19 protein-coding genes and 1 pseudogene are annotated in these 22,693 nt (G+C 72.0%); 8 read left to right on the forward strand and 12 right to left on the reverse strand.

The genetic code is table 11. The features are described 5' to 3' along the window. Positions 1-245: 245 nt before the first annotated feature. Positions 246-1,844 (forward strand): protein kinase domain-containing protein, encoded by a 1,599-nt coding sequence (locus GR130_RS00360; protein ID WP_159502862.1) that lies wholly within the window; start codon positions 246-248, stop codon positions 1,842-1,844. A 29-nt stretch (positions 1,845-1,873) separates the two neighbouring features. On the opposite strand, the gene GR130_RS00365 is transcribed toward GR130_RS00360, so the two are convergent. The 3 genes from GR130_RS00365 to GR130_RS00375 all read right to left on the reverse strand — a co-directional run bounded on the left by GR130_RS00365 (position 1,874) and on the right by GR130_RS00375 (position 4,173). Next, on the reverse strand, positions 1,874-2,917 hold the full coding sequence (locus tag GR130_RS00365; protein ID WP_159502863.1) for a phosphotransferase: 1,044 nt from the start codon (positions 2,915-2,917) through the stop codon (positions 1,874-1,876). 52 nt (positions 2,918-2,969) lie between these two features. Further along, positions 2,970-3,386 (reverse strand): pyridoxamine 5'-phosphate oxidase family protein, encoded by a 417-nt coding sequence (locus GR130_RS00370; protein WP_159502864.1) that lies wholly within the window; start codon positions 3,384-3,386, stop codon positions 2,970-2,972. Between the two features lie 127 nt (positions 3,387-3,513). Next, positions 3,514-4,173, reverse strand: a complete 660-nt coding sequence (locus GR130_RS00375; protein WP_159502865.1) for a response regulator — start codon at positions 4,171-4,173, stop codon at positions 3,514-3,516. Between the two features lie 326 nt (positions 4,174-4,499). On the opposite strand from GR130_RS00375, the gene pdhA reads away from it, so the two are divergent. The 3 genes from pdhA to GR130_RS00390 are packed head-to-tail and all read left to right on the forward strand — an operon-like array spanning position 4,500 to position 8,206. Continuing rightward, positions 4,500-5,717, forward strand: coding sequence for a pyruvate dehydrogenase (acetyl-transferring) E1 component subunit alpha (gene pdhA / locus GR130_RS00380; protein ID WP_159502866.1), 1,218 nt, complete (start codon positions 4,500-4,502; stop codon positions 5,715-5,717). 2 nt (positions 5,718-5,719) lie between these two features. Then, positions 5,720-6,703, forward strand: a complete 984-nt coding sequence (locus GR130_RS00385; RefSeq protein ID WP_159502867.1) for an alpha-ketoacid dehydrogenase subunit beta — start codon at positions 5,720-5,722, stop codon at positions 6,701-6,703. Between the two features lie 21 nt (positions 6,704-6,724). After that, positions 6,725-8,206, forward strand: a complete 1,482-nt coding sequence (locus GR130_RS00390) for a dihydrolipoamide acetyltransferase family protein (protein ID WP_159502868.1) — start codon at positions 6,725-6,727, stop codon at positions 8,204-8,206. 88 nt (positions 8,207-8,294) lie between these two features. Here GR130_RS00390 and GR130_RS39590 read toward each other — a convergent pair whose 3' ends face one another. Further along, the gene (locus GR130_RS39590) at positions 8,295-8,471 is read right to left on the reverse strand and encodes a hypothetical protein (RefSeq protein ID WP_201304764.1); all 177 of its coding nucleotides are present in this window, start codon (positions 8,469-8,471) and stop codon (positions 8,295-8,297) included. Positions 8,472-8,678: 207 nt separating this feature from the next. Between GR130_RS39590 and GR130_RS41500 the strand changes: the two genes are divergently transcribed. The 3 genes from GR130_RS41500 (at position 8,679) to GR130_RS00405 (ending at position 11,711) form a co-directional block, all read left to right on the forward strand. Further along, positions 8,679-9,539, forward strand: coding sequence for a GNAT family N-acetyltransferase (locus GR130_RS41500; RefSeq protein WP_159502869.1), 861 nt, complete (start codon positions 8,679-8,681; stop codon positions 9,537-9,539). A gap of 136 nt (positions 9,540-9,675) precedes the next feature. Then, entirely contained in the window at positions 9,676-10,368 is a 693-nt protein-coding gene (locus GR130_RS00400) for a GntR family transcriptional regulator (protein WP_159502870.1), read from the forward strand. Next, on the forward strand, positions 10,365-11,711 hold the full coding sequence (locus GR130_RS00405) for an MFS transporter (RefSeq protein WP_201304765.1): 1,347 nt from the start codon (positions 10,365-10,367) through the stop codon (positions 11,709-11,711). The genes GR130_RS00400 and GR130_RS00405 overlap by 4 nt, the downstream gene beginning before the upstream one ends. Before the next feature lie 349 nt (positions 11,712-12,060). Here the strand turns inward: GR130_RS00405 and GR130_RS00410 are convergent, their stop codons facing one another. Beyond that, positions 12,061-12,885, reverse strand: a complete 825-nt coding sequence (locus GR130_RS00410; RefSeq protein ID WP_159502871.1) for a maleylpyruvate isomerase family mycothiol-dependent enzyme — start codon at positions 12,883-12,885, stop codon at positions 12,061-12,063. 238 nt (positions 12,886-13,123) lie between these two features. Continuing rightward, positions 13,124-13,378, reverse strand: a pseudogene (locus GR130_RS00415) (hypothetical protein); the annotation flags it as partial. A gap of 144 nt (positions 13,379-13,522) precedes the next feature. Here GR130_RS00415 and GR130_RS00420 point away from each other — a divergent pair. Next, on the forward strand, positions 13,523-15,331 hold the full coding sequence (locus GR130_RS00420) for an NHL domain-containing thioredoxin family protein (RefSeq protein ID WP_159502872.1): 1,809 nt from the start codon (positions 13,523-13,525) through the stop codon (positions 15,329-15,331). A gap of 52 nt (positions 15,332-15,383) precedes the next feature. On the opposite strand, the gene GR130_RS00425 is transcribed toward GR130_RS00420, so the two are convergent. From GR130_RS00425 to GR130_RS00450, 6 genes are all read right to left on the reverse strand, one after another. Further along, on the reverse strand, positions 15,384-15,986 hold the full coding sequence (locus GR130_RS00425; protein ID WP_159502873.1) for a DUF4232 domain-containing protein: 603 nt from the start codon (positions 15,984-15,986) through the stop codon (positions 15,384-15,386). Between the two features lie 143 nt (positions 15,987-16,129). Continuing rightward, positions 16,130-17,020, reverse strand: coding sequence for a helix-turn-helix domain-containing protein (locus GR130_RS00430; protein WP_201304766.1), 891 nt, complete (start codon positions 17,018-17,020; stop codon positions 16,130-16,132). A gap of 156 nt (positions 17,021-17,176) precedes the next feature. Then, complete coding sequence (locus tag GR130_RS00435) at positions 17,177-18,070, reverse strand: hypothetical protein (RefSeq protein ID WP_159502875.1); 894 nt, start codon at positions 18,068-18,070, stop codon at positions 17,177-17,179. A gap of 349 nt (positions 18,071-18,419) precedes the next feature. Beyond that, positions 18,420-19,253, reverse strand: coding sequence for a DUF4232 domain-containing protein (locus GR130_RS00440; RefSeq protein WP_159502876.1), 834 nt, complete (start codon positions 19,251-19,253; stop codon positions 18,420-18,422). Between the two features lie 165 nt (positions 19,254-19,418). Beyond that, positions 19,419-21,347 carry an AfsR/SARP family transcriptional regulator gene (locus GR130_RS00445; protein WP_159502877.1) on the reverse strand — a complete coding sequence of 643 codons (1,929 nt, stop codon included), beginning with the start codon at positions 21,345-21,347 and terminating at the stop codon, positions 19,419-19,421. 1 nt (position 21,348) lies between these two features. Beyond that, a complete protein-coding gene (locus tag GR130_RS00450; RefSeq protein ID WP_159502878.1) occupies positions 21,349-22,644 on the reverse strand; it encodes a M18 family aminopeptidase in 1,296 nt (431 codons plus the stop codon). Positions 22,645-22,693: the final 49 nt, after the last annotated feature.

Below are 22,693 nucleotides of genomic sequence, written 5' to 3' on the forward strand. Positions count from 1 at the left end.
TCTGCCCCAGGCCACGGACACGTCAAGCTGTGTGCCCGTTCCGTGACCAGATGTGCAAGATCCGACCACGGCTGTGAGCGGTTCCGGCGGTCCGGTTACCCCTGGTGAACTTGCCACACCAGGTGGGCGGAGGGTTGGATGGCCGGTCCACGACGGACCGGTGGGTGCCGCGGAACCTGTAGCGTGCTCTAGCGAAGACCGAGACCTTACCGCTGTGATGCGGATCGATTCGACGGCGAGGACCGATGGCACCGACGCAGCGCCCCCAGGGGCCGTCCGATCCTGACGCCACCGGCTCCAATGTCCCGGACGCACCGGAGATGTGGGGTAACGGCGGACTGGTCGGCGACGGCCGCTACCGGCTGACGCGCCGGCTGGGCCGCGGCGGTATGGCGGAGGTGTTCGCCGCCGAGGACGTACGGCTGGGCCGTACCGTCGCCGTGAAGCTGCTGCGTGCCGATCTCGCCGAGGACCCGGTGTCCAAGGCGCGCTTCACACGTGAGGCGCAGTCCGTGGCCGGGCTGAACCACCACGCGGTGGTCGCGGTCTACGACTCCGGTGAGGACTTCGTCGGCGGCAACACCGTGCCGTACATCGTGATGGAGTTGGTCGAGGGCCACACCATCCGCGATCTGCTGCTCAACGCGGACGCCCCGCCGCCGGACCAGGCGCTGATCATCGTCTCCGGCGTCCTGGAAGCGCTGGCCTACAGCCACCAGCACGGCATCGTGCACCGCGACATCAAGCCCGCGAACGTGATCATCACGAACAGCGGTGCCGTGAAGGTCATGGACTTCGGCATCGCCCGCGCGCTGCACGGCGCGCAGTCGACCATGACCCAGACCGGCATGGTCATGGGCACCCCCCAGTACCTCTCCCCGGAGCAGGCGCTCGGCAAGACCGTCGACACCCGCTCCGACCTGTACGCGACCGGCTGCCTGCTGTACGAACTCCTCGCGCTGCGGCCTCCGTTCACCGGTGAGACCCCGCTGTCGGTCGTCTACCAGCACGTCCAGGACATGCCGGTGCCGCCCTCCGAGGTCGCCGAGGCGGTGCCGCCGGAGCTGGACGGCCTGGTCATGCGGTCGCTGGCCAAGGACCCCGACGACCGCTTCCAGACCGCCGAGGAGATGCGCGGCCTGGTCCAGTACTCGCTCCAGATGCTGCACGAGCAGGGCGGCCACACCGGTACCTGGAACACCGGACCGGTCGCGATGCACGACGGCGGTCACACCATGGCCCTCCGCGGTGGCGGCGCCGCCGAGACCACGGCCCTGTCGCACCCCGACGCCGGCCGGACCGCGGCGCAGCCGATCGTCGCGCCCGGACGGGACGACGGCGGTTACGAGGGCGGTCGCCGGCAGGGCAGGGGCGGCCGCGGCAAGGTCTGGCTGATCGCGGTGCTCGCGCTGATCGCCATCGCGGTGGGCGTGGCCTTCGCGCTGCAGAACACCAACAACCAGCACCAGAGGCGCCAGCCTCCGGTGGTCCAGTCGCCGTCCGCTTCGCAGTCCGAGGAGTCCACGGCGCCGCCGACGGACGAGCAGACCACCCACGAGACGTTCCCGGGCAGTTCCAGCGGCGGCGGGAACACCTACTCCCACCGGCCGAGCCACCGGCCCAGCGCCCCGCCGTCCTCCGAGCCGCCGAGTTCCGAGCCGCCGACCTCGGCGCCGCCGAGTTCCGAGCCGCCGACCTCGGCGCCGCCCAGCACCACCACCGGCGGGACCACGAACGGTGGCACGACGAACGGCGGGACCACCAACGGTGGCACGACGAACGGCGGGACCGGCAACGGCGGGATCAACAACGGCGGTACGACGCTCGGTACGACCGGCGGCTGACCGGCCGGTGACGGGCTGACCCGCGCGGGTCAGCCCGTGAACGCCCTCCGCACGGCCGGGTATTCGCGGGTCCACCACACGGCGAGCGCCGCCGCCGCGGGGAACTGCGGGTCGGTGCGGCGGTCGCCCAGCTGGTAGCGCCAGGTGAGCATCCAGAAGTCGTTCAGCCGCTCCCACCACACCCGGTGGACGGCCGCCGCCAGTTCGTCGGCGCCGGCCCCGCAGACGGCCCGGTAGGCGCTCGCGTACGCCGCGACCTTGGCCAGGTCCAGCGTGCCGCAGGGGCGTACGAAGAAGATCGCGGCGGCGCGTACCGCTTCCTCGGCGCGCGGCTGGACGCCCAGCCGGTCCCAGTCGACGATCGCGGCCGGTTCCGTGCCGCGGTAGAGCACGTTCAGCGGGTGGAAGTCGCCGTGCACCCAGCCCGCCGGCGGCTGCGCGCCCGGCGGCGGACGGCGGTGCGCCTGCCGGTCCAGCAGGGCCCGGCGCTCCAGGAGCCGGTGCTCGGCCAGTTCGTCGAAGCTGGTGCGGGGGCGGGCGCCGCGGGCCAGGGCGAGCAGCTCGTCGATCGTCTCGAAGGTCCGCTCGGGGTCGGCCGCGGCGTCCGTGCCGGGTGGCCGCGGCGGGGCGGGTTCGTCCGCCATGACCTGCGCCAGCGCGGTGTGGACGAGGCCGAGCAGGGCGCCGAGCCGGCGGGACTGGGCGCCGGTCAGCGCGGCGCCGCCCAGGTGCCGGCCCTCGATCCAGGGGTGCAGGGCGTAGCAGCGGCCGTCCAGGACGGTGACGGTGCGATCGTCCGCGTCGGCGACCGGCGGGGCGACCGGCAGGCCGAGTCCGGCGAGCCGGCGGGTGGCGCGGTGCTGGCGGGTCAGGGCGTCGCGGTCGCCGTCGAGGTGGTGCTTGAGGAAGTAGCGCCCGCGGGTGGTGGCGAGGAAGTAGCCGTGGTTGAGCAGGCCCTCGGCGACGGGTTCGCAGGAGAGCGGCGCGCCGGCGCGGTCGTAGTGGCGCAGCAGGGATCCGAGGGTGTCGCGGTCGGGCGTCACCGCAGACCGGACTACAGATGAGCGCAGCACGCGCCAGATGTTAGATCAACTACACCCACTGGAGTGGGTATACCGGAAAGCCTTACAGAGGGTGTGCATATCGGAAGACCGGTACGTCCGTGAGGTAATGCATCGTCACGAACTCCGGCTCGATGCGCAGGAAGACCGGGTCGAAGGGTGCCCCGTCGGCCAGCCGCGGGGTGCGGCCGAACAGCTCGCGCTCGGCGGGGGTCGGCCGGATGACCCGGGCGGTGCCCGTGAACTGCACGGACCAGGTGTCGGGCTCCCCGCTGTTCACGTTGTCGGCTTCGTAGGCGACGACGCTGCCGTCCAGCGCCCGGTGGTAGTCGTAGCCGCGGTGCAGCCGCAGGATCAGCCGGCCGTCGACGACGATGTGCCGGGTGACGGTGGTGAAGGGGAGCGCCCGACGGCTGGCCGACACGCGCCCGTAGGGGGTGCGGCTGAGCAGCTCGATGGCACGGAAGTCGTCGGTGGGCATGGGCTCAGCCTGCCCGTCGGGCGCGTCCGTGGGTAGAGGCGGCAGCCCTGGAGCCGCGGGACGTTGGTCCTTTTCCCCGGGCTCGGTCTCGACGGTGCCGCGGCCGGGGCCGGCGCTCATGGCCTGGTCAGCGCCGTTCGGCCTGCATTCGCGCGACATAGGCGGCGGCTTGGGAGCGGCGTTCCATGCCGAGCTTGGACAGCAGGCTGGAAACGTAATTCTTGATCGTTTTCTCGGCGAGATGGAGCCGTTCGCCGATTGCGCGATTGGTCAGGCCCTCGCCGATGAGATCGAGGATCTTGCGTTCCTGCTCGGTGAGGTTCGCCAGCCGGTCGTCGCCCTTCGCGGTGTTCCCGTCGCGCAGCCGTTCCAGGACGCGGGCGGTGGCCACGGGGTCGAGCAGCGACTTTCCGGCTGCCACGTCGCGGACCGCGGAGAGGAGTTCGCTGCCCCGAATGGCCTTGAGAACATATCCGGACGCACCGGCCATGATGGCATCGAAAAGGGCCTCGTCATCGGCGAACGAGGTGAGCATCAGGCATTTGATGTCCTCGTCCTGGGCGCGGATCTCACGGCAGACCTCGACACCGCTGCCGTCCGGCAGCCGGACGTCGAGCACTGCCACGTCCGGACGCGTCGCAGGGATCCTGACCAGCGCGTCCGCGGCCGTGCCGGCCTCGCCGACGACCTCGATGTCCTCCTCGACCGACAGCATTTCGTGGACGCCCCGCCGGACCACTTCGTGGTCATCGAGCAGGAAAACCGTGATTTTTCCGTCTTCGCGCACCTTCCCAGTCTCACACATCAACCCTTCCCGTGCTCCAGGTCACCGATATAACGTGCCGTTGTCCCGGCGGCCTGCAACGCTGTGACCAGGAGTTGTTCCCGCCCTTCGCGATTTACTTGGAAATCCAAGCAAAATCGCAGGTCAGAGCGGTTTCCGCTTACCCATTGGCAATGGGTAACGTGCAATGAGCAGGCCACTCCGGGGCGCTTTGTTCCACCCGGACCCGGCCGCGTTCGCACACACCCCGTGCGCCGTATCGGATACCGGGTGAGCCGCAATACGGCCACCGGCGGACCCCGGGGGCCGGACAGACGGAGGAGCAGCACGTGACCGTGGAAGGCACTGCCGAGCGGAAAACCGCCCGCGGCGGCAGCAAGCGCACCACCGCCAAAAAGGCGACGCCGACGAAGAAGGCGCCGCAGTCCCAGGCCGGGAACGGCGGCCGTCCGGACGAGGCGGAGCAGGACCAGCTCGTACAACTGCTGACCCCGGAAGGGAAGCGGGTCGAGCACCCGGATTACGCGATCGACCTTTCCCCCGAGGAGCTGCGCGGGCTGTACCGCGACATGGTGCTGACGCGATGCTTCGACGCCGAGGCGACCACGCTCCAGCGCCAGGGCGAACTGGGCCTGTGGGCCTCGCTGCTGGGCCAGGAGGCCGCCCAGATCGGCTCGGGGCGGGCACTGCGTGACGACGACTACGTCTTCCCGACCTATCGGGAGCACGGCGTGGCGTGGTGCCGCGGCGTCGACCCGACGAACCTGTTGGGAATGTTCCGCGGCGTCAATCACGGCGGCTGGGACCCCAACAGCAACAACTTCCACCTCTACACCATCGTGATCGGTTCGCAGACGCTGCACGCGACCGGCTACGCGATGGGCGTGCAGAAGGACGGCGCGGATTCCGCGGTCATCGCGTATTTCGGTGACGGCGCCTCCAGCCAGGGCGATGTCGCCGAATCCTTCACTTTCTCCGCGGTCTACAACGCCCCGGTCGTCTTCTTCTGCCAGAACAACCAGTGGGCGATTTCCGAGCCCACCGAGAAGCAGACCCGGGTGCCGCTCTACCAGCGCGCCCGCGGCTTCGGCTTCCCCGGCGTCCGGGTCGACGGCAATGACGTCCTGGCCTGCCTGGCGGTGACCAAGGCGGCGCTGGAGCGGGCGCGCACCGGCCAGGGCCCCATGCTCATCGAGGCGTTCACCTACCGGATGGGGGCGCACACCACCTCCGACGACCCGACGAAGTACCGGGCCGACGAGGAGAGGCTGGCGTGGGAGGCCAAGGACCCGATCCTGCGGCTGCGGACGTATCTGGAGTCCGAGGGCTTCGTCGACGACGCGTACCTGGCCGCGATCGACGAGGAGAGCGAGGCCCTGGGCAAGCGGGTCCGCGACGTCGTACGGGCGATGCCCGACCCGGACACCATGGCGATCTTCGAGAACGTCTATGCCGACGGGCATGCGCTCGTCGATGAGGAGCGCGCGCAGTTCGCCGCGTACCAGGCGTCGTTCGCCGACGCCGATGCCATCGCGGAGGGGAACTGACCATGGCCGTCTTCGAGAAGATCACCATCGCCAAGGCGATCAACGCATCGCTGCGCGCCTCCATGGAGGCCGACCCCAAGGTCCTCGTCATGGGCGAGGACGTCGGCAAGCTCGGCGGCGTCTTCCGCGTCACCGACGGTCTGCAGAAGGACTTCGGCGAGGAGCGGGTGATCGACACCCCGCTCGCCGAGTCCGGCATCATCGGCACCGCGATCGGCCTGGCGCTGCGCGGCTACCGCCCGGTCGCCGAGATCCAGTTCGACGGCTTCGTCTTCCCCGCCTACGACCAGATCGTCACCCAGCTCGCGAAGATGCACGCGCGGGCGCTCGGCAAGGTCAAGGTGCCGGTCGTCATCCGCATCCCGTACGCGGGCGGTATCGGCGCGGTCGAGCACCACTCCGAGTCCCCCGAGGCGCTGTTCGCGCATGTCGCGGGCCTCAAGATCGTCTCTCCCTCGAACTCCTCCGACGCCTACTGGATGCTCCAGCAGGCCATCGCCGGCGACGACCCGGTCATCTACTTCGAGCCCAAGCGCCGCTACCACGACAAGTCGCGGCTGGACACCGAGTCGATCCCGGACCCGCTGCACAAGGCCCGGATCACCCGAACCGGCTCCGACCTCACCCTGGCCGCCTACGGTCCGATGGTGAAGGTCTGCGAGAACGTCGCCAACGTCGCGGCCGAGGAGGGCAAGTCGGTCGAGGTCGTCGACCTGCGCTCGATCTCCCCGATCGACTTCGACACCGTGCAGTCCTCGGTGGAGAAGACCGGCCGGCTGGTCGTCGTCCACGAGGCGCCGGTCTTCTTCGGCTCCGGCGCGGAGATCGCCGCCCGGATCACCGAGCGCTGCTTCTACCACCTGGAGGCACCGGTGCTGCGGGTCGGCGGCTTCCACGCCCCGTACCCGCCGTCCAGGCTGGAGGACGAGTACCTGCCGGGACTGGACCGGGTGCTTGACGCCGTTGACCGCGCGCTGGCGTACTGAGGGCTGAGGAGAGCCGTGACCATGACTACAGGAACCGCCGGCGCCGCGAACGCGCAGCGCATCCGCGAGTTCAAGATGCCCGACGTGGGCGAGGGGCTCACCGAGGCCGAGATCCTCAAGTGGTACGTCAAGACCGGCGACACCGTCACCGACGGCCAGGTCGTCTGCGAGGTCGAGACCGCCAAGGCCGCCGTCGAACTGCCCATCCCCTACGACGGGGTGGTGCATGCGCTGAACTTCGACGAGGGCACCACCGTCGACGTCGGCACCGTGATCATCTCGGTCGACACCGACCCGGGGGCCGGGCCCGTCGCGGGGCAGCCGGGCGAGGCCGCCGCGCCCGCCGCCACCGAGGAGGAGGCCGAGCCGCAGGGCCGGCAGGCGGTGCTGGTCGGTTACGGCGCCGCGCCGGCCTCGACCAAGCGCCGGGCGCGCAAGGTGCAGCCGGCCGTCCCGGCGCAGCCGGAGCCGGCGACCGCCGGGCTCCAGGCCGAGCTGAACGGACGGACCGCACCCGTCCCGGCGGCCACTCCCGTGATCGTCCCCGAGGCGTCCGCGGTGCCCGCGGCGCCGGCCCCGGCCGCCGGCCGGCCGCTGGCCAAGCCCCCGGTCCGGAAGCTCGCCAAGGACCTCGGCGTCGATCTGGCGACGGTGGTCCCGACCGGCGCGGACGGCATCATCACCCGGGACGACGTCTACGCGGCGGCCACTGCGGCAGCGGCCCCGCCGGCAGCTGTGCCCGCCGTCGCCGAGGTGAGCGCACCGGCCGTGGCGGCGCCCGTCGGGACCTTCGACGCGGCGGCCCGCGAGCGCCGGGTGCCGGTCAAGGGCGTGCGCAAGGCGACCGCTCAGGCGATGGTCGCCAGTGCCTTCACCGCGCCGCATGTCACGGAGTTCATCACCGTCGACGTGACCCGCACGATGAAGCTCGTCCAGGAGCTGAAGCGGGACCCGGACATGGCTGGGCTGCGGGTCAATCCGCTGCTGCTGGTCGCCAAGGCGTTCCTGGTCGCGCTCAAGCGCCACCCGGAGGTCAACGCGGCCTGGGACGAGGCGAATCAGGAGATCGTCTACAAGGACTACGTCAACCTCGGGATCGCGGCGGCGACCCCGCGCGGGCTGATCGTCCCCAACATCAAGGACGCGGGCGCCAAGGCGCTCCCCCAACTCGCCGCGGAACTGGGCGAGCTGGTGGCGACCGCCCGCGAGGGCAAGACCTCACCGGCGGCGATGTCCGGCGGTACGGTCACCATCACCAACGTCGGCGTCTTCGGCGTCGACACCGGTACGCCGATCCTCAACCCGGGAGAGTCGGCGATCCTCGCCTTCGGTGCGGTCAAGCTCCAGCCGTGGGTGCACAAGGGCGAGGTCAAGCCGCGCCACGTCACCACGCTTGCGCTGTCCTTCGATCACCGGCTGATCGACGGGGAGTTGGGCTCGAAGCTTCTCGCGGACATCGCGGCGATTCTGGAACGCCCCAAGCGTCTGATCACCTGGGGCTGAGCCGGAGGAGCCCACAGCGGCAGCAGGGGCGGAGTTTCACGTGAAACGGTCGGCGAGTTTCACGTGAAACACCGCCCCTCTCCGTTGCTCAGCCCCGGATGAGCTCCACGGCGCGACCGAAGTGCGCCACGGGCCCCGTCGGGGTGGACGGATCGACCTCTGTGGCGCCGCGGGTCAGTGCGGTGCCCGCCCACACGGTGGCGACGATCAAGGCCAGTACGACGGCGTTCCGGGCGCGGCGGCCGGTGTTCGTGCTGGGCTGCATGGTCAACTCCCCTTGTCCTGCGGAGCCTCATCGACTCCATGCCTCCATTCACCCATGGGATTCCGGCCCGTCCGTACGCGCCAGGTATGGACTCTCGTCAGTCTTGAGTCGGACCGGTGGTCCCCCTGGAGTCCCCCTTCGGCCGGGGGCGTGGCCCCGGCCGGAAAGGGTTTGCCGCCGCCGGCCGGGCTGCCTACGGTCGGCGGGGTGAGCAGTCAAACGATCATCCGGCGCTATCGGCCCGCCGATCAGGACGCGGTGACCGACCTGTGGTCCCGCGCCGCACGGCAGGCGCATCCGTTCATCGAGGGGGAGGGCGGGGGCGAGCGGGCCCGCCTCCTCCGTGAGGTGTATCTCGCTGAGGCCGAGAACTGGGTCGCCGAGCGCGACGGCACCGTCATCGGGCTGCTCGGTCTGCTGGGCGGCGGGACCGGCGACGACGCGGGCGCCAAGGTCGGCGGGCTGTTCGTGGCGCCCGAGGCACAGGGCGGCGGCACCGGGCGGGAGCTGCTGGAGCACGCGGCGGCGCGGTACGGCGCGCTGTCCCTGGAGGTCTTCGAGGAGAACGCCCGCGCCCGCCGCTTCTCCGCGCACCTGGGCTTCACGGAGCGCGGGCGGCGGACCGACGAGCAGACCGGCCATCCGCTGATCGCCCTGGAGCGCCAGGCGCCGCTGAGGTCGGTGTCCTGGCTGCACGTCCGCGACGGGCGGCTGCTGAGCGTCCGGACGCGGGGGAACGACACCTTCTACCTCCCGGGCGGCAAGTACGAGCCGGGTGAGACGGCCCGCGAGGCGCTGTCCCGGGAGCTGTCCGAGGAGCTCGGCCTGCACGTTCCCGTGGCGGAGCTGACCGAGGCGTTCGTCATCCACGCCGTTGCGCATGGCAAGAACGGCCGGCGGCTGCACATGACCTGCTTCACCGGTGGGCCCCAGGACATCGCTCCGGTCCCCGGCCGGGAGATCGCCGAGTACGCCTGGTTCGACCGTGAGGGAGCGCGGACGCGATGCGCGCCCGCCCATGGGCAGGTGGTCGAGCGGTTGATCGCCCAGGGGCTGATGCGCGACTGAGGCAGGGGCGGCCGGTGACCGTGCGCGGGCCCCGGCCGCCCGCCCATAACGCCTCTACCAGGACAAACACCCCGTTGATCGTCCGCATCCCGGAATGGGGTGACGGTCGCATACCTGTTGTATCTATCCTGTGCGCATGCCATCAGCGTCCACGCCCACCGCCCCCACAAGGGAGACCGGTCCCGTTCCCGCCAAACAGCCCCCCGCCGCCGAGCGGGTCTACGCACACATCAAGGACGCAGTTCTGGAGCGCCGCTACGAGGGCGGAATGCTGCTCACCGAAGGGGAGCTCGCCGACGCCGTGGGGGTGTCGCGCACCCCGGTGCGCGAGGCGCTGCTGCGGCTGGAGGCCGAGGGGCTGATCAAGCTCTACCCCAAGAAGGGCGCCCTGGTCCTGCCGGTCTCCGCGCAGGAGATCGCCGACGTCGTCGAGACCCGGCTGCTTGTCGAGAAGCACGCGGCGGCCAAGGCGGTACCCGCGAGCCAGTCGCTGATCGAGGAACTCGGCGCGCTGGTGGAGACGATGCGGGAACAGGCCGCGGCCGGCGATCTGGCCGCCGTCTCCGTCACCGACCGCGCCTTCCACGCCGCCATCGTGCGCAGCGCCGGCAACCAGATCCTGGACCGGCTCTACGAGCAACTGCGCGACCGGCAGCTGCGGATGGGCGTCGCGGTCATGCACGCCCACCCCGACCGGATCGCCAAGAACATCGCCGAGCACACGGAAATCCTCGAAGCGCTGCGCGCGGGCGACTCCGACGCGGCCGCCGACGCCGTACAGCGGCACGTCAGCTGGGTCCGCAACCTCGCGCAGGGGGACGAGCGATGAGCGGCGGCACCGACACCACCGCCGGCGGTGGCATAGGTGGGGGCGCCGCCCGGCTGCTGCCCTCGGACCCGCCCGGCGGCCGCAGGGCGATGGCCGTCTGGGGCATCGGCGTCGCGGTCTACTTCGTCGCGATCACCTACCGCACGAGCCTGGGCGTGGCCGGCCTGGACGCCGCCGTGCGCTTCCACATCAACGCCTCGGCGCTGTCCACCTTCTCGATCCTCCAGCTGCTGGTGTACGCGGGCATGCAGATACCCGTCGGCCTGCTGGTCGACCGGCTCGGCGCCAAAAAGGTGCTGACCCTCGGCGTTGTCCTCTACACCGTCGGGCAGTTCGGCTTCGCGCTCTCCGCGACGTACACCATGGCGCTCGGCTCGCGCGCGCTGCTCGGCTGCGGGGACGCGATGACCTTCATCAGCGTGCTGCGACTGGGCTCCCGGTGGTTCCCGGCCCGCCGCGGCCCGATGATCGCGCAGATCGCCGCGCTCGTCGGCATGGCGGGCAACCTGATCTCCACCCTCGTCCTGGCCCGGCTGCTGCACACCTTCGGCTGGACGACGACCTTCGCTGGCAGCGCGCTGGGCGGGGTCGCCGTACTGGTCCTGCTGCTGCTCTTCCTCAAGGACCACCCCGAGGGCTTCGCGCCGCCGCCCGCTGCCGCCGAGCACAGCGGAGCCGCGTTCGTCCGCCGGCAGATCGCGGACGCCTGGCGCGAGCCGGGCACCCGGCTGGGGATGTGGGTGCACTTCACCACCCAGTTCCCGGCGATGGTCTTCCTGCTGCTGTGGGGACTCCCGTTCCTCGTCCAGGCGCAGGGCCTCTCCCGCGGCACCGCCGGTGAACTGCTCACGCTCGTGGTGCTCTCCAACATGGGCGTGGGCCTGGTCTACGGGCAGGTCATCGCCCGCCACCACGCGGCCCGCACGCCGCTGGCCCTGAGCACCGTCGCCGCCACCGCCCTGCTGTGGGCCCTCACCGTGTGCTGGCCGGCCGCGCACGCCCCGATGTGGCTGCTGGTCATGCTCTGTGTGGTGCTGGGTGCCTGCGGTCCCGCCTCGATGATCGGCTTCGACTTCGCCCGGCCCGCCAACCCGCCGGAGCGCCAGGGCACCGCATCCGGCATCGTCAACATGGGCGGCTTCACCGCCTCGATGACGACCCTGCTGGCCATCGGCGTCCTCCTGGACGCCACGGGCGAGAACTACCGGATCGCCTTCTCCTCGGTCTTCGTCCTGGAGGCCATCGGCCTCTCGCAGATCCTGCGGTTGCGCCGGCGCGCGGCACGGCGCGAGCGGGAGCGGCTGGTCGTCAGCAGGGTGGAGGCGGTGCACGTCCCGGCGTGAGGGGGGCCGGTGCCGTGGGTCGAAGTGCCCAGGAGTGCCGTCCGGGAATGATCCATCTCCCGCAAAACGCCCGGGAGTTGGCGGATCGAGTCGGGAGCGGCTCCGGTTTCACGTGAAACCGGCAGGCCGTTTCACGTGAAACGGCCAACTCCCCGCGTGCTGTCCGGTCGACAGGCAGCGGCCTGGGCGCAGCGGGGCTGCGCCTGCGCGCTTCCGTGTTGCCGCGTCTTTGCGTTCTGCGTTGTCGTGGTTCCGCGTTGTGTGATCGTGCAGTTCCGCGATGTTGCGCCCAGGGGGACGCCCCGTCAGGATGACCCGTTCCCGCCGGGGCGCGCTGCCGGGGAGCCCGCTACGGCGTCACCGCGAAGTGGTCGAGGATGGCCTGGGCCAGCTCGTGGTCCCCGTCGATCTTGATCTGCCCGGCGATGGCCGCCGGGCGGACCCGGCCGCAGGCCAGCCGGTGGAAGGCATCCCAGTCCATGGCCAGTGTCACCGTCGGGCCGAGCGAGACGCTGCCGTCGATCGTCGCCTTGCCGTCGGCGCCGACCCGCACCGTGCGCATGAACTCCACCGGGCCGGTGATGTCGAAGACGACGGCCGAATCGGCGGGCGCCTGCGCCCTCTTCGCGACGATGCCGGGCAGCACCCGCACCAGCAGATCGCGGGCCACATGCGCGCCGGGGGAGTCGGGATTGCCGGGCTTGCCGAGCGCCCGGCGCAGATCCTGCTCGTGCACCCAGACGTCGAACGCCCGCTGCTCCAGTACGAATTCCAGCGTCCGCTCCTCGCCGAGCGGGCTGCGCACCACGGCGTCCGGCTGGCGGGACTCGTTGCGCAGCTGCCGGGACCGCCGGATGACGGTGTATTCGAGCTCGCTGAGCATTTCCGGTGCGGTGTGGTGCCGGCGGACGTCGACCTGGACCTCCATGCGGCGGGCCGACTCGCTCCGTACGTGGTAGAGGTCGCGCGGCAGGGTGTGGATCGGCCGCGGGTCGCCCAGCATCTCGCATTCCAGACCGATGACGTGGGAGACGACGTCGCGTACGGACCATCCTGGGAGGTCTGTCGCCCTGCTCCACTCACCCTCGACGAGCGGCGTCACCAGCTCGGTTATCGCTTCTATGGAATGCGTCCAGGCATCGATGGAGGACTGAAGGCTGGGATGGACGGTCACGGGACCCCTCGGACGGTTCGTACGCGGGCTGCTGTCTGTGCAGTTAAGTTACTTTGCGCACGGGCACCCCGGCAGTGCTTTCGGGTCACCATCGTAGGTGGATGTTTGACGGCGGAGCCGTTCGAAAGCTTTGGCGGTGGTACTGTGCGCGGTTCGCCGCCCCCGAACGGTGCGTAACGGGCTAAATCGGTCAATTCCCTTCGCGGGCGGGAGGCTTGGCCGTGCCCGCCCCGAGCCCTCAGCCGTCCCCGCGCTCCCGCTCGGTCATCCGGATCACGCACACCGCGATGGCGATCAGCAGCGGCGGATCGGCGTCCTCCCGTACGGCGTCGACCGCATAGGTGTCGCGTACGGTGAGCCGGCGCCGGGAGATCTCGGCGAGCAGCTCGCCGTCGCACTCGACCGCGGACTCCCGGTCCAGGATCTTGCCGCCGACGTCCGGCTCGGTCCCGTCGACCGGCTCCACGCGGTAGTGGTGGCGCAGCGGCGACAGTCCTCACCGATGCCGAAGATCCGGTCGTGCACGACGTACTTGCGGGAGCGCGGGGAGTGGTCCCCGTGGGATCGCGGCATGGGTGAGGTGTTCCCCACGGCCCCTGCGGAATGCGGACGCACCGGGGTGACGTTGAATGTCCACATGGCTTCACGTGCGCGCGTCCGGGCCCCCGAGCTGATCGGCAAGGGCGGTTGGCTCAACACCGGCGGAAAAGATCTCACCCTCTCCGACCTGCGAGGACGCATTGTCATCCTCGACTTCTGGACCTTCTGCTGTGTGAACTGCCTGCATGTCCTGGACGAGCTGCGGGAGCTGGAGGAGCGGCACCGCGACTCGGTCGTGATCATCGGCGTGCACTCCCCGAAGTTCGTGCACGAGGCCGAGCACCAGGCGGTCGTGGACGCCGTCGAGCGGTACGGCGTCGAGCACCCGGTCCTCGACGACCCCGAGCTGGCGACCTGGAAGCAGTACGCGGTGCGGGCCTGGCCGACGCTCGTGGTGATCGATCCCGAGGGCTATGTGGTCGCCCAGCACGCGGGTGAGGGCCATGCGCACGCCATCGAGAAGCTCGTCGAGGAGCTGGTCGCCGAACACGGCGCCAAGGGCACCCTCCGGCGCGGCGACGGCCCGTACGTACCGCCGGAGCCGGTCGCCACCGACCTGCGGTTCCCCGGCAAGGCGGTACGGCTGCCCGGCGGCACCTTCCTCGTCTCCGACACCACCCGGCATCAGCTGGTGGAGCTGGCGGCCGACGGCGAGCAGGTGCTGCGCCGGATCGGGACCGGCGAGCGCGGGCTGGGCCCGGACTCCTTCAACGAGCCGCAGGGCCTGGCGCTGCTGCCCGACGGCACGGTCGCCGTCGCGGACACCGTCAACCACGCCATCCGGGTCTTCGACCCCCGCAGCGGTGCGCTGGAGACGGTGGCCGGCACCGGCAGGCAGTGGTGGCAGGGTTCGCCGTCCTCCGGGCCGGCCCGCGAGGTGGACCTCTCCTCGCCGTGGGACCTCGCCTGGTGGCAGGACCGGCTGTGGATCGCGATGGCCGGCGTGCACCAGCTGTGGACGTACGACCCGGCGGACGGCACGGTCGCCGTCGCGGCCGGCACCACCAACGAGGGGCTGGTGGACGGGCCCGCCGAACAGGCGTGGTTCGCCCAGCCCTCCGGGCTCGCGGCGGGCGGCGACCGGCTGTGGATCGCCGACTCGGAGACCAGCGCGGTGCGCTGGATCGAGCGGGCGGCGGACGGCGACGGCCATGTGGTCCACACGGCCGTCGGCACCGGGCTCTTCGACTTCGGGCACCGCGACGGCGCCGCCGCGCAGGCCCTGTTCCAGCACCCGCTGGGCGTCACCGCGCTGCCCGACGGCTCGGTCGCCGTCGCGGACACCTACAACCACGCACTGCGCCGCTTCGACCCCGCGAGCGGCGAGGTGACGACGCTCGCGACCGATCTGCGGGAACCGTCCGCGGCGGTGCTCGCCGACGACGACATCGTGGTCGTGGAGTCCGCGCGGCACCGGCTGACCCGCCTGCGGCTGCCCGAAGAGGCGGTACGCGTCGAGGCGGTGGCCCACCGCACCCGGCGCGCGGCCACCGACGTCGCCCCGGGCAGCCTCCGCCTGGACGTGGTCTTCCAGGCCCCGGCCGGCCAGAAGCTCGACACCCGCTACGGCCCCTCGACGCGGCTGCTCGTCAGTGCGACGCCGCCGGAGCTGCTCGCCGACGGTGCCGGTGCGGGCACCGATCTCGCCCGGGACCTGGTGCTGGCGGACGGTGTCACCGAGGGCGTGCTGCATGTCTCGGCGATGGCCGCGTCCTGCGACGACGCCCCGGACGTCGAGTACCCGGCCTGCCATGTGCACCAGCAGGACTGGGGCGTTCCGGTCCGGGTCACCGACGGCGGCGTGGCCCGGCTGGGGCTCGTCCTGGCGGGGCTGGACGCCGAGTAGCCCGGAAAACCGCGTGGTCCCGGCCCCGGTGGCCGGGGCCGCCCGTGCGCGGTCAGTCGCCGACGCCGGCTTCCAGCCTGGCCCCGGCCAGGCTGCTGTTCCAGTCGCTGACCCTGCTCTGGCCGACGGAGATGACGTCGCGCTTCTCGGTGAAGTCGAACGTCACCGGCGACCCGGTGGACCGTGCGAACCGGATGGCCACGTTCTCCTGCCGGGTGCCCAGCGCGGCGGGGGTGTTGGTCGGGACGACCGCGTAGGCGGTGTCGCGGGGGCGGAGGGTGACCTGGTGGTTCGATCCCGCCTTCACCGGCGGCAGCGGGGTCTTCGCCTGGTTGAAGGACAGCAGTGGCGCGCCGTACAGCGTGCAGCTCAGCGTGCTGGAGGAGTTCCGGTACCGCACGGTGACGTATCCCTTGGGACCCGTCTGCTGGCCGAACTGGAGCCGGGACGTGGAGAGGGAGCAGTACGTCGTACGGCCGTTGCGACGGCTCGCGGTGCCCGCACCGCCGATGACGTGGTGCGTGCTCCGGGAGGCCGTGGACGAACTCCGGTGGGTTTTCGAGCTCTTGCAGCCGGTCAGGGCGAGTGAGCCGGCGAGTCCGAGGGCCAGCGCGGCGTAGGCGGCGGAGCGGCGGCGGGTGCGGCGTGCGGTCATGAGTGGTTCCCCCTGGGAGTCGCTGCGGTCAGGTGTCTCCGGCTGCCATGGCGTCGCCACGATAGTCACCGGGGCTCACATGAACAGCGCGGGTGCGTTCCGGGCCGGCATCCGTACGCGGTGGCCGGGGTACGGCCGGACGTTCACGATCCGTCGCGGCAGCGCGGTAGTTCGGCGTTCGCCAGCTGCTCCGGACGGATCCGGATGCCCGGCGCCCAGACCTGCCCGCCCCCGTGAACGACCCGGAACCAGATACTGCTGTGCCCGCCCATCTCGTCGGTGACGGAGACACCGTCGGCGATCTCGCAGACCGCGTGCAGCGCATCGCCGTGCCAGACATGGCCCACGATGTTGGGCCGCAGATACGGTGCGTACGGATCGCGGGCCAGCCCGAGTCCGCAGTAGTCGCTGCGGCTGTGCTGGCAGGCCCGTTCGACGTTGTGGACGGTGATCAGGGCGGATCCGGCGCCGGTCGACGTGCTCGCGGGGGCCGGCGCCCGGCCGCCGCCCTCCGCCGGACCCCCGCTGTCCGGGCCGGTCAGCGCGAGGACGGCGAACGCGGCGCCGGCCAGTACGGCGGCGGTGCAGAACCCGGCGAGCAGCAACCGCAGCCGGCTCCGGGCCGGTGCTGTGTCTTCCGGGTCTTCCGGTCCCGTCCGCTCGCCGGAACCCGGCACGGCCTCGTCGCCGGGTTGCGGGGCGGGCACCGGCGGGGCGTCCGCCGCCTCCTGGGCGCGGTGCAGCAGCTCCACGAGCGCGGGCATCCGGTCCTCACCGGTGAACGAGAGCTTGCACCACTGCACCAGCAGCCGCTCGTCGGGCAGGCTCTGGCCGCGCAGATAGCGCGAGAGGGACGACCGGCTGGCGGGCAGCCGTCCCGACAACTCCTGAAGGCTGTAGCCCAGTTCGCCGTGCATCCGGCGCAGGGCGGCGGCGAAGTCCCGTACGGGTCCGGAGAGTTCGGCGGGAAGCGGGGCCAGTGGCTTGCGGCGGACATTTGCGGCGTCGTTCTCATGGCCAGGCACGTCTCGCATTCCAGCACAGCGGACATGCGCGCGCGAGGGGCACTTCCGCTCCCCTGTGACGGAAGTGCCCCTCGTTACGCGATCCGGAACGAACCCGGATCGCCCTGTGAAGTTGCAACAGACTCCGCGCCCCGGATCCATCCCGAAACGCGCCCCCGATTCGGGTCAGTCGCCGAACTCCACGGGACGGTAGGGCCTGAACCGGGCGTCGCCGCCCGGCAGTCCGTAGGTCAGGCTCCGGTGGTCGGTGCCATGGCCACCGCGCTGCTCGAACGCGGTGTACGAGGAGTGCGCGGCGTTGTTCCACTTCTCGAAGATCACGACATGCCGGTGGTTGTGGTCGCCGATCGCGTCGATGAGCAGGTCGCCGGGCTGCAGTTCGCCGAGCGATATCGGCCGGGTGAGGCCGCGGTCGGTGGCCAGCCCCACGGTGTTGGTGCCCGGCGTCGGCAGCCCGAGGGCCATCGACGCATAGCCCGAGCAGTCCTGGCGGTAGCCGTCCTTCCAGACCCTGACCTGGCTGTACGGGACCTGGGCGCCGTGGTCGGCGGTCAGCCAGGTGGCGGCGCGCGCCAGCATCTCCTGGCGGCCGCGGCCGGGGTGCGGCGGCGCGCCGTGGACCGGTATGCCCGGCAGCCGGTCCTGAGGGACGGCCACCGCGACGACGCTGAGGAACCCGCCGACCGGCCCGGTCAGATGCGCCATGTACGTCGAGCAGGCGCTGCCCTCGCACACCCGGTGCCCGGTGTCGACCTGGTAGTCGGCGGTGATCCGGTCCTGGCCGGCCGCGGTCTTGTTGATCATTCCGACCGCGGGGGAAGCGGTGTCGGCCGTGGCGTGCACGACCCAGCGGGTGCCCCAGGTCGGGAAGCCGGCGGCGGCGGTTCCCGGGGCCGCGGTCTCGCTGCCGTGCGCCACCCCCGCGATCCCGGCGACGCCGATCCCGGCCGCGGCGACCGCGGGCAGCACCCTGCGCACCACGGTCCGGCGGATCGCGGATGCCCTGCCGTCCGCGGGGGTTGTGCCGTCCCCCGGATACGTGGTGCCGTGCTCGTCCATGCCGGTTCCCCTCCGAATCGGTCCGGCCCGGATGGCCGGTTGCGCGACGGAGACCATGGTGGTGCCGGCGCGCGGCACGGTCCGCCGTTCCGCGTTCCATGGGACGTACCGCCCGCCGCGCACCGCTGTGAGCTGCAAGGACGCGGCGGGCGGGACTCCATCGCGGGACACCGGGCGGGCGCCGTGGGACATGACGGGACAGCCGCAGCCTCTGTAAGCCGCACGGAAACCGTCCGGGAGTCGCCCGGTCGGCCCGCGGTGCGGCGGCAGACGAAGGGGCGCCCGCAGGGGGAGTCGCGGGCGCCCCGCTCAAGGGAGCGACGGATGGCCTGCCAGGAGGCGGGCCGGTCTACCAGGAGGCCGCGTCGCTCGGGTCCGCCTGCCAGTACGACACCCGGGCACTGTCGTCGATGTACGCCGAGCCGCCCGGCAGCGCCACCTTCGCCGCACCGCCGACGCTGCCCTTGCCGTCACGGCCCGCGACCCAGACGGACAGCGAGGTGACCGTGCGGCCGTGCGCGCCGCCGTCGGCACCGGACGTCATCACCCCGGCATAGCCGGACTTGCCCGGCGCGAGGGTGACCACGGCCTGCGGCTTGCTCTCCGGCAGGTCCGGGACCGGCGCCTGCGCGTCGTCGAACTGCAGGAACGGGGCGGCGTAGAGGTCGCAGGTGGTACCGGAGGTGTTGGTGGCCTCCAGCAGGAGATGGTTGACCGGCCGGGTCAGCGGCTTCGCCACGATGCGGATCCGGGCGGCGTCGCAGGCGGTGTGCCCGGCGCCCGCACCGTGGCCCCGGCCGGCGGTGGACCCGCCCGGCGCATGCGAGCCGCGCTGCTTGGCGCCGCCGGCCGAGCCGTCCGTCACGGTCGCGTTGCCGCCGCGGCCACCGGACGCCTGCCCCGCCGAGGCGCTCCCGCCGCCGCTCACCGAGGCGTTGGAGTCCTCAGTGCCCTTCGTGCCCTGCGTGCCCTTCGTACCGTTGGCCGCCGGGTCCTGGGCGTCCTGAGGCGCGGGGTTGAACGGCTTGGCGGCGGCGGTCTTCAGCGGGTCGTCCTGGCCGCCGCAGGCGGTGAGGGTGAGCGCGGCGACGGCGGTCAGTCCGGCCGCCGCGATCCGCAGCGTACGGCGGCGGGCGGTGCGGGGCGTACGGGTGGTGCGGGTGTGGGCGTCGGTCTGCGGCATGTCGGTCTCCCCCCGATGGGCAGCGCGCCGTGCGGTGCGCTCTGCGGTGCGGCCGGATGCGATCCGGCCGGGCCTGCTTGTCCTGCGGTCCGTCCACAAGACTGCCGCCCGCCGCTGGCGTGCCGCTAACGCTTGCCTAACGGCCGCCGTCCGCTGCCGCGGTGCTCAGCCGTTGCCGCCACCGGGGCCCTTGCCCCGCCCGCTCTCCCCATCGCTCTCCTCACCGCGCTCGTCGCGCGCGAACAGCTGCGTCAGCGTACTGATCGTGTAGACATCGGTCGCCTCTTCGTCCACCAGATGCATCTCGGCGAGCCGCTCCAGGCCGTCCTGGGTGCGCTCGGGGTCGTACCCGGCGAGCGCCGCCGCCACCGACGCGTTGAGATGGCCGTCGGCGCTGGTCGCCAGCGCGCTCAGCAGCCGGGCGTCATCCGCCGACAGCCGGGCGACCGACATCCGCAGCGCCGCCGCGATCCCGGTGTCCTCCGCCGACAGCAGCGCCAGCCGCCGCCGCTCGTCGCGCAGCGCCGCGGCCAGCCGGGCCAGCTTCCAGCGCGGCCGGGCGGTCAGCTGGGCGGCGGCGGCCCGCAGCGCCAGCGGCAGCCCGTCGCACAGCGCCACCAACTCCTCGGCGGCGGCCGGGTCTTCCGCGACCCGCTCCGGCCCGAGCATCGCGCCGAGCAGTGCCGCGCCCTCCTCGTGGCCGAGCACCTGGACGCTCACCGGCCGGGCGCAGTCCGTGGCGACCAGCCCGTCGAGTCGGCTGCGGCTGGTGACGACCGTGGCGCAGTGCGGGCCGCCGGGCAGCAGCGGGCGTACCTGCGCCGAACTCCGCGCGTTGTCGAGGACGACCAGCAGCCGGCGGTCGGCGACCAGTGAGCGGAACAGCGCCGAGGCGGCCTGCGCGGAGCCGGGCACCCGCTCGGGCGGTGTGCCGAGCGCCAGCAGGAAGTCGCGCAGGATCTCGGCCGGTGCCGCCTCGTCGCCCTCGCCGAAACCGCGCAGATCGGCGAAGAGCTGCCCGTCGGGGAAGGCTCCGGCGTGCAGATGCGCCCACTGCACGGCGCATGCGGTCTTGCCGACGCCTGCCGGTCCCGCGACCACCGCGAGTGGGCTCTCGCCGGTCGTACGGTCCGTCAACGCATCAGTCAGTGCGCCCAGTTGGTCCTGTCGGCCCAGGAAGCGGGCGGGCGGCCGGGGCAGCAGCCGAGGTGCCGCACCGGCCCCGCGGCCCGTCCCCGTCGTCGTGGCGTCCGCGGGGGACGCACCGGCGGTGTCCCCGGGCCGCGGGTCATCCTGCCCGTGTTTCACGTGAAACGACGAGCCCGCGGGCGCCGTCTTCCGTCCGCCGTCCGCCGCCTCCGCGCGGAGAATCTCCTCGTACGCGTCGCGCAGCCGCTCGCCGGGGTCCACGCCCAGCTCTTCGTTGAGCAGCCGCCGGGTGCGGTGGAACCACTCCAGTGCGTCCGACTGCCGCCCCGTACGGAACAGTGCCCGCATCAGCGCCGCGATCAGCCCTTCCCGCAGCGGGTGGTTGACGGCCGCGGAGTAGAGGATCGCCGCGGCCTGTTCGTGCTCGCCCAGCGCACCGTGGGCCCGCGCCAGCGCCTCGACGGCGGTCAGCCGGCGCTCCTCCAGCGCATGCGCGGCGGCGGCGAAGGGCGGGCTGGTGACCGTGCCGGTCAGTGCGGGCCCGCGCCACAGCCCCAGCGCCTCGCGCAGCAGCGGCACGGCGTCGGCAGGTGCCGCCTCCGGGCGGGCCAGCGCCACCAGTTCACTGAAGCGGTGCGCGTCGATCAGCTGCTCCGGCAGCCGCAGCAGATAGGCGGAGCCGTGCGTGGCCAGCTCGATGCCGTACGTCTCCGCACCGCCCGCGGCCAGTGTCGCGCGCAGCCGCGAGACATGCCCCTGGACGACCGTGCGGGCGTGCTCGGGCGGCTCGTCCTCCCACAGGGAGTCGATCAACTGCTCCAGTGGAACGGTGGTGTTGGGCTGCAGAAGCAGCAGCGCCAGCACACTGCGCCGTTTGGCGGGCCCGAGCGACAGCTCTCCTGAGCCGGTCGTCACGGCGATCGGGCCGAGCAGTGAGAATTCCAACTCAGCTCTCCAGGAAGGCCGTCAGGGCGTTCGCCAGCAGATACGGGTCCTGGGCGCCGCACAGCTCGCGGGCCGAGTGCATGGACAGGATGGCCACGCCGATGTCGACGGTCGCGATGCCGTGCCGGGCCGCGGTGATCGGTCCGATCGTGGTGCCGCAGGGCATCGCGTTGTTGGACACGAACGACTGCCAGGGCACACCGGCCCGTTCGCACGCCGCCGCGAAGACGGCCCGCCCGCTGCCGTCCGTCGCATACCGCTGGTTGACGTTCACCTTGAGGATCGGCCCGCCGTTGGGCATCGGGTGGTGCCCGGGGTCGTGCCGCTCGCTGTAGTTGGGGTGGACGGCGTGACCGGTGTCGGAGGACAGGCAGACGGTGCCGGCGAAGGCCCGCGCCCGGTCCTCGTACGAACCGCCGCGGGCGAAGACCGAACGTTCCAGCACCGTGCCGAGCAGCGGGCCGTCGGCGCCGGTGTCCGACTGGCTGCCGTTCTCCTCGTGGTCGAAGGCGGCCAGCACCGGGATGCCGGTCAGCGTGCCGCCGGCGGCCGCAGCCGCGGCGAGCGCGGCCGTACCGGCGTGCACGGACAGCAGGTTGTCCATCCGCGGCCCGGCGACCAGCTCACGGTCGCGCCCCAGATAGGCGGGGGGCTCGACGCTGTGCACCATCAGGTCCCAGCCCTTGATGTCGTCCGCCGGGACCCCGGTCTCCTCCGCCACGAACGCGATCAGATCGCCCTCGGCAACCTCGCCCAGGCCCCAGATCGGCGTCATGTGGCGCTGCTTGTCGAGCTTGAGCCCGTCGGTGTTCACCGAGCGGTCCAGGTGGACGGCGAGTTGCGGCACCCGCAGCAGCGGCCGGTCCACGTTGACCAGCCGGTGGCTGCCGTCGCGCAGCGTCACCCGGCCGCTGAGCCCCAGGTCGCGGTCGAGCCAGGTGTTGAGCAGCGTGCCGCCGTAGATCTCGACGGCGATCTGCCGCCAGCCCCGGGAACCGGTGTCCGGGATCGGCTTGACGCGCAGATTGGGCGAGTCGGTGTGCGCTCCGACGATGCGGTAGGGGGTCGCGGCGCCCGCGCCCTCGGGGACGTACCACGCGATGATGGCGCCGCCGCGCAGCACATACCGGCCGCCGCTCTCGCCGCCCCACTCGTCGGTCTCCGCCAGCTGCCGGAAGCCGGCCTTCTCCAGCCGCTCCGCCGCGTTCGCCACCGCGTGGTACGGCGACGGGCTGGCGGCGAGGAAGGACATCAGGTCGTCGGTGTGGCCGCGGTCGAAGCGGGTGGAGTTGGTCATGGATTCAGCATAAGGAGCGAAGTCCGCGAATCCCCGTGCCCAGGGGGCG

It is taken from the genome of Streptomyces sp. GS7 (assembly GCF_009834125.1).
Taxonomy (GTDB): Bacteria; Actinomycetota; Actinomycetes; order Streptomycetales; family Streptomycetaceae; genus Streptomyces.

Excerpts from the sequence above, each read along its gene's own strand:
- GR130_RS00420 (WP_159502872.1), top strand. The coding sequence starts at position 13,523 with ATGGCTTCACGTGCGCGCGTCCGGGCCCCCGAGCTGATCGGCAAGGGC.
- GR130_RS00425 (WP_159502873.1), bottom strand. The coding sequence starts at position 15,986 with ATGACCGCACGCCGCACCCGCCGCCGCTCCGCCGCCTACGCCGCGCTG.
- GR130_RS00390 (WP_159502868.1), top strand. The coding sequence starts at position 6,725 with ATGACTACAGGAACCGCCGGCGCCGCGAACGCGCAGCGCATCCGCGAG.
- GR130_RS00435 (WP_159502875.1), bottom strand. The coding sequence starts at position 18,070 with ATGGACGAGCACGGCACCACGTATCCGGGGGACGGCACAACCCCCGCG.
- GR130_RS00440 (WP_159502876.1), bottom strand. The coding sequence starts at position 19,253 with ATGCCGCAGACCGACGCCCACACCCGCACCACCCGTACGCCCCGCACC.
- GR130_RS39590 (WP_201304764.1), bottom strand. The coding sequence starts at position 8,471 with ATGCAGCCCAGCACGAACACCGGCCGCCGCGCCCGGAACGCCGTCGTA.
- GR130_RS00385 (WP_159502867.1), top strand. The coding sequence starts at position 5,720 with ATGGCCGTCTTCGAGAAGATCACCATCGCCAAGGCGATCAACGCATCG.
- GR130_RS00400 (WP_159502870.1), top strand. The coding sequence starts at position 9,676 with ATGCCATCAGCGTCCACGCCCACCGCCCCCACAAGGGAGACCGGTCCC.
- GR130_RS00450 (WP_159502878.1), bottom strand. The coding sequence starts at position 22,644 with ATGACCAACTCCACCCGCTTCGACCGCGGCCACACCGACGACCTGATG.
- GR130_RS00360 (WP_159502862.1), top strand. The coding sequence starts at position 246 with ATGGCACCGACGCAGCGCCCCCAGGGGCCGTCCGATCCTGACGCCACC.
- GR130_RS00405 (WP_201304765.1), top strand. The coding sequence starts at position 10,365 with ATGAGCGGCGGCACCGACACCACCGCCGGCGGTGGCATAGGTGGGGGC.
- GR130_RS00370 (WP_159502864.1), bottom strand. The coding sequence starts at position 3,386 with ATGCCCACCGACGACTTCCGTGCCATCGAGCTGCTCAGCCGCACCCCC.
- GR130_RS00430 (WP_201304766.1), bottom strand. The coding sequence starts at position 17,020 with ATGCGAGACGTGCCTGGCCATGAGAACGACGCCGCAAATGTCCGCCGC.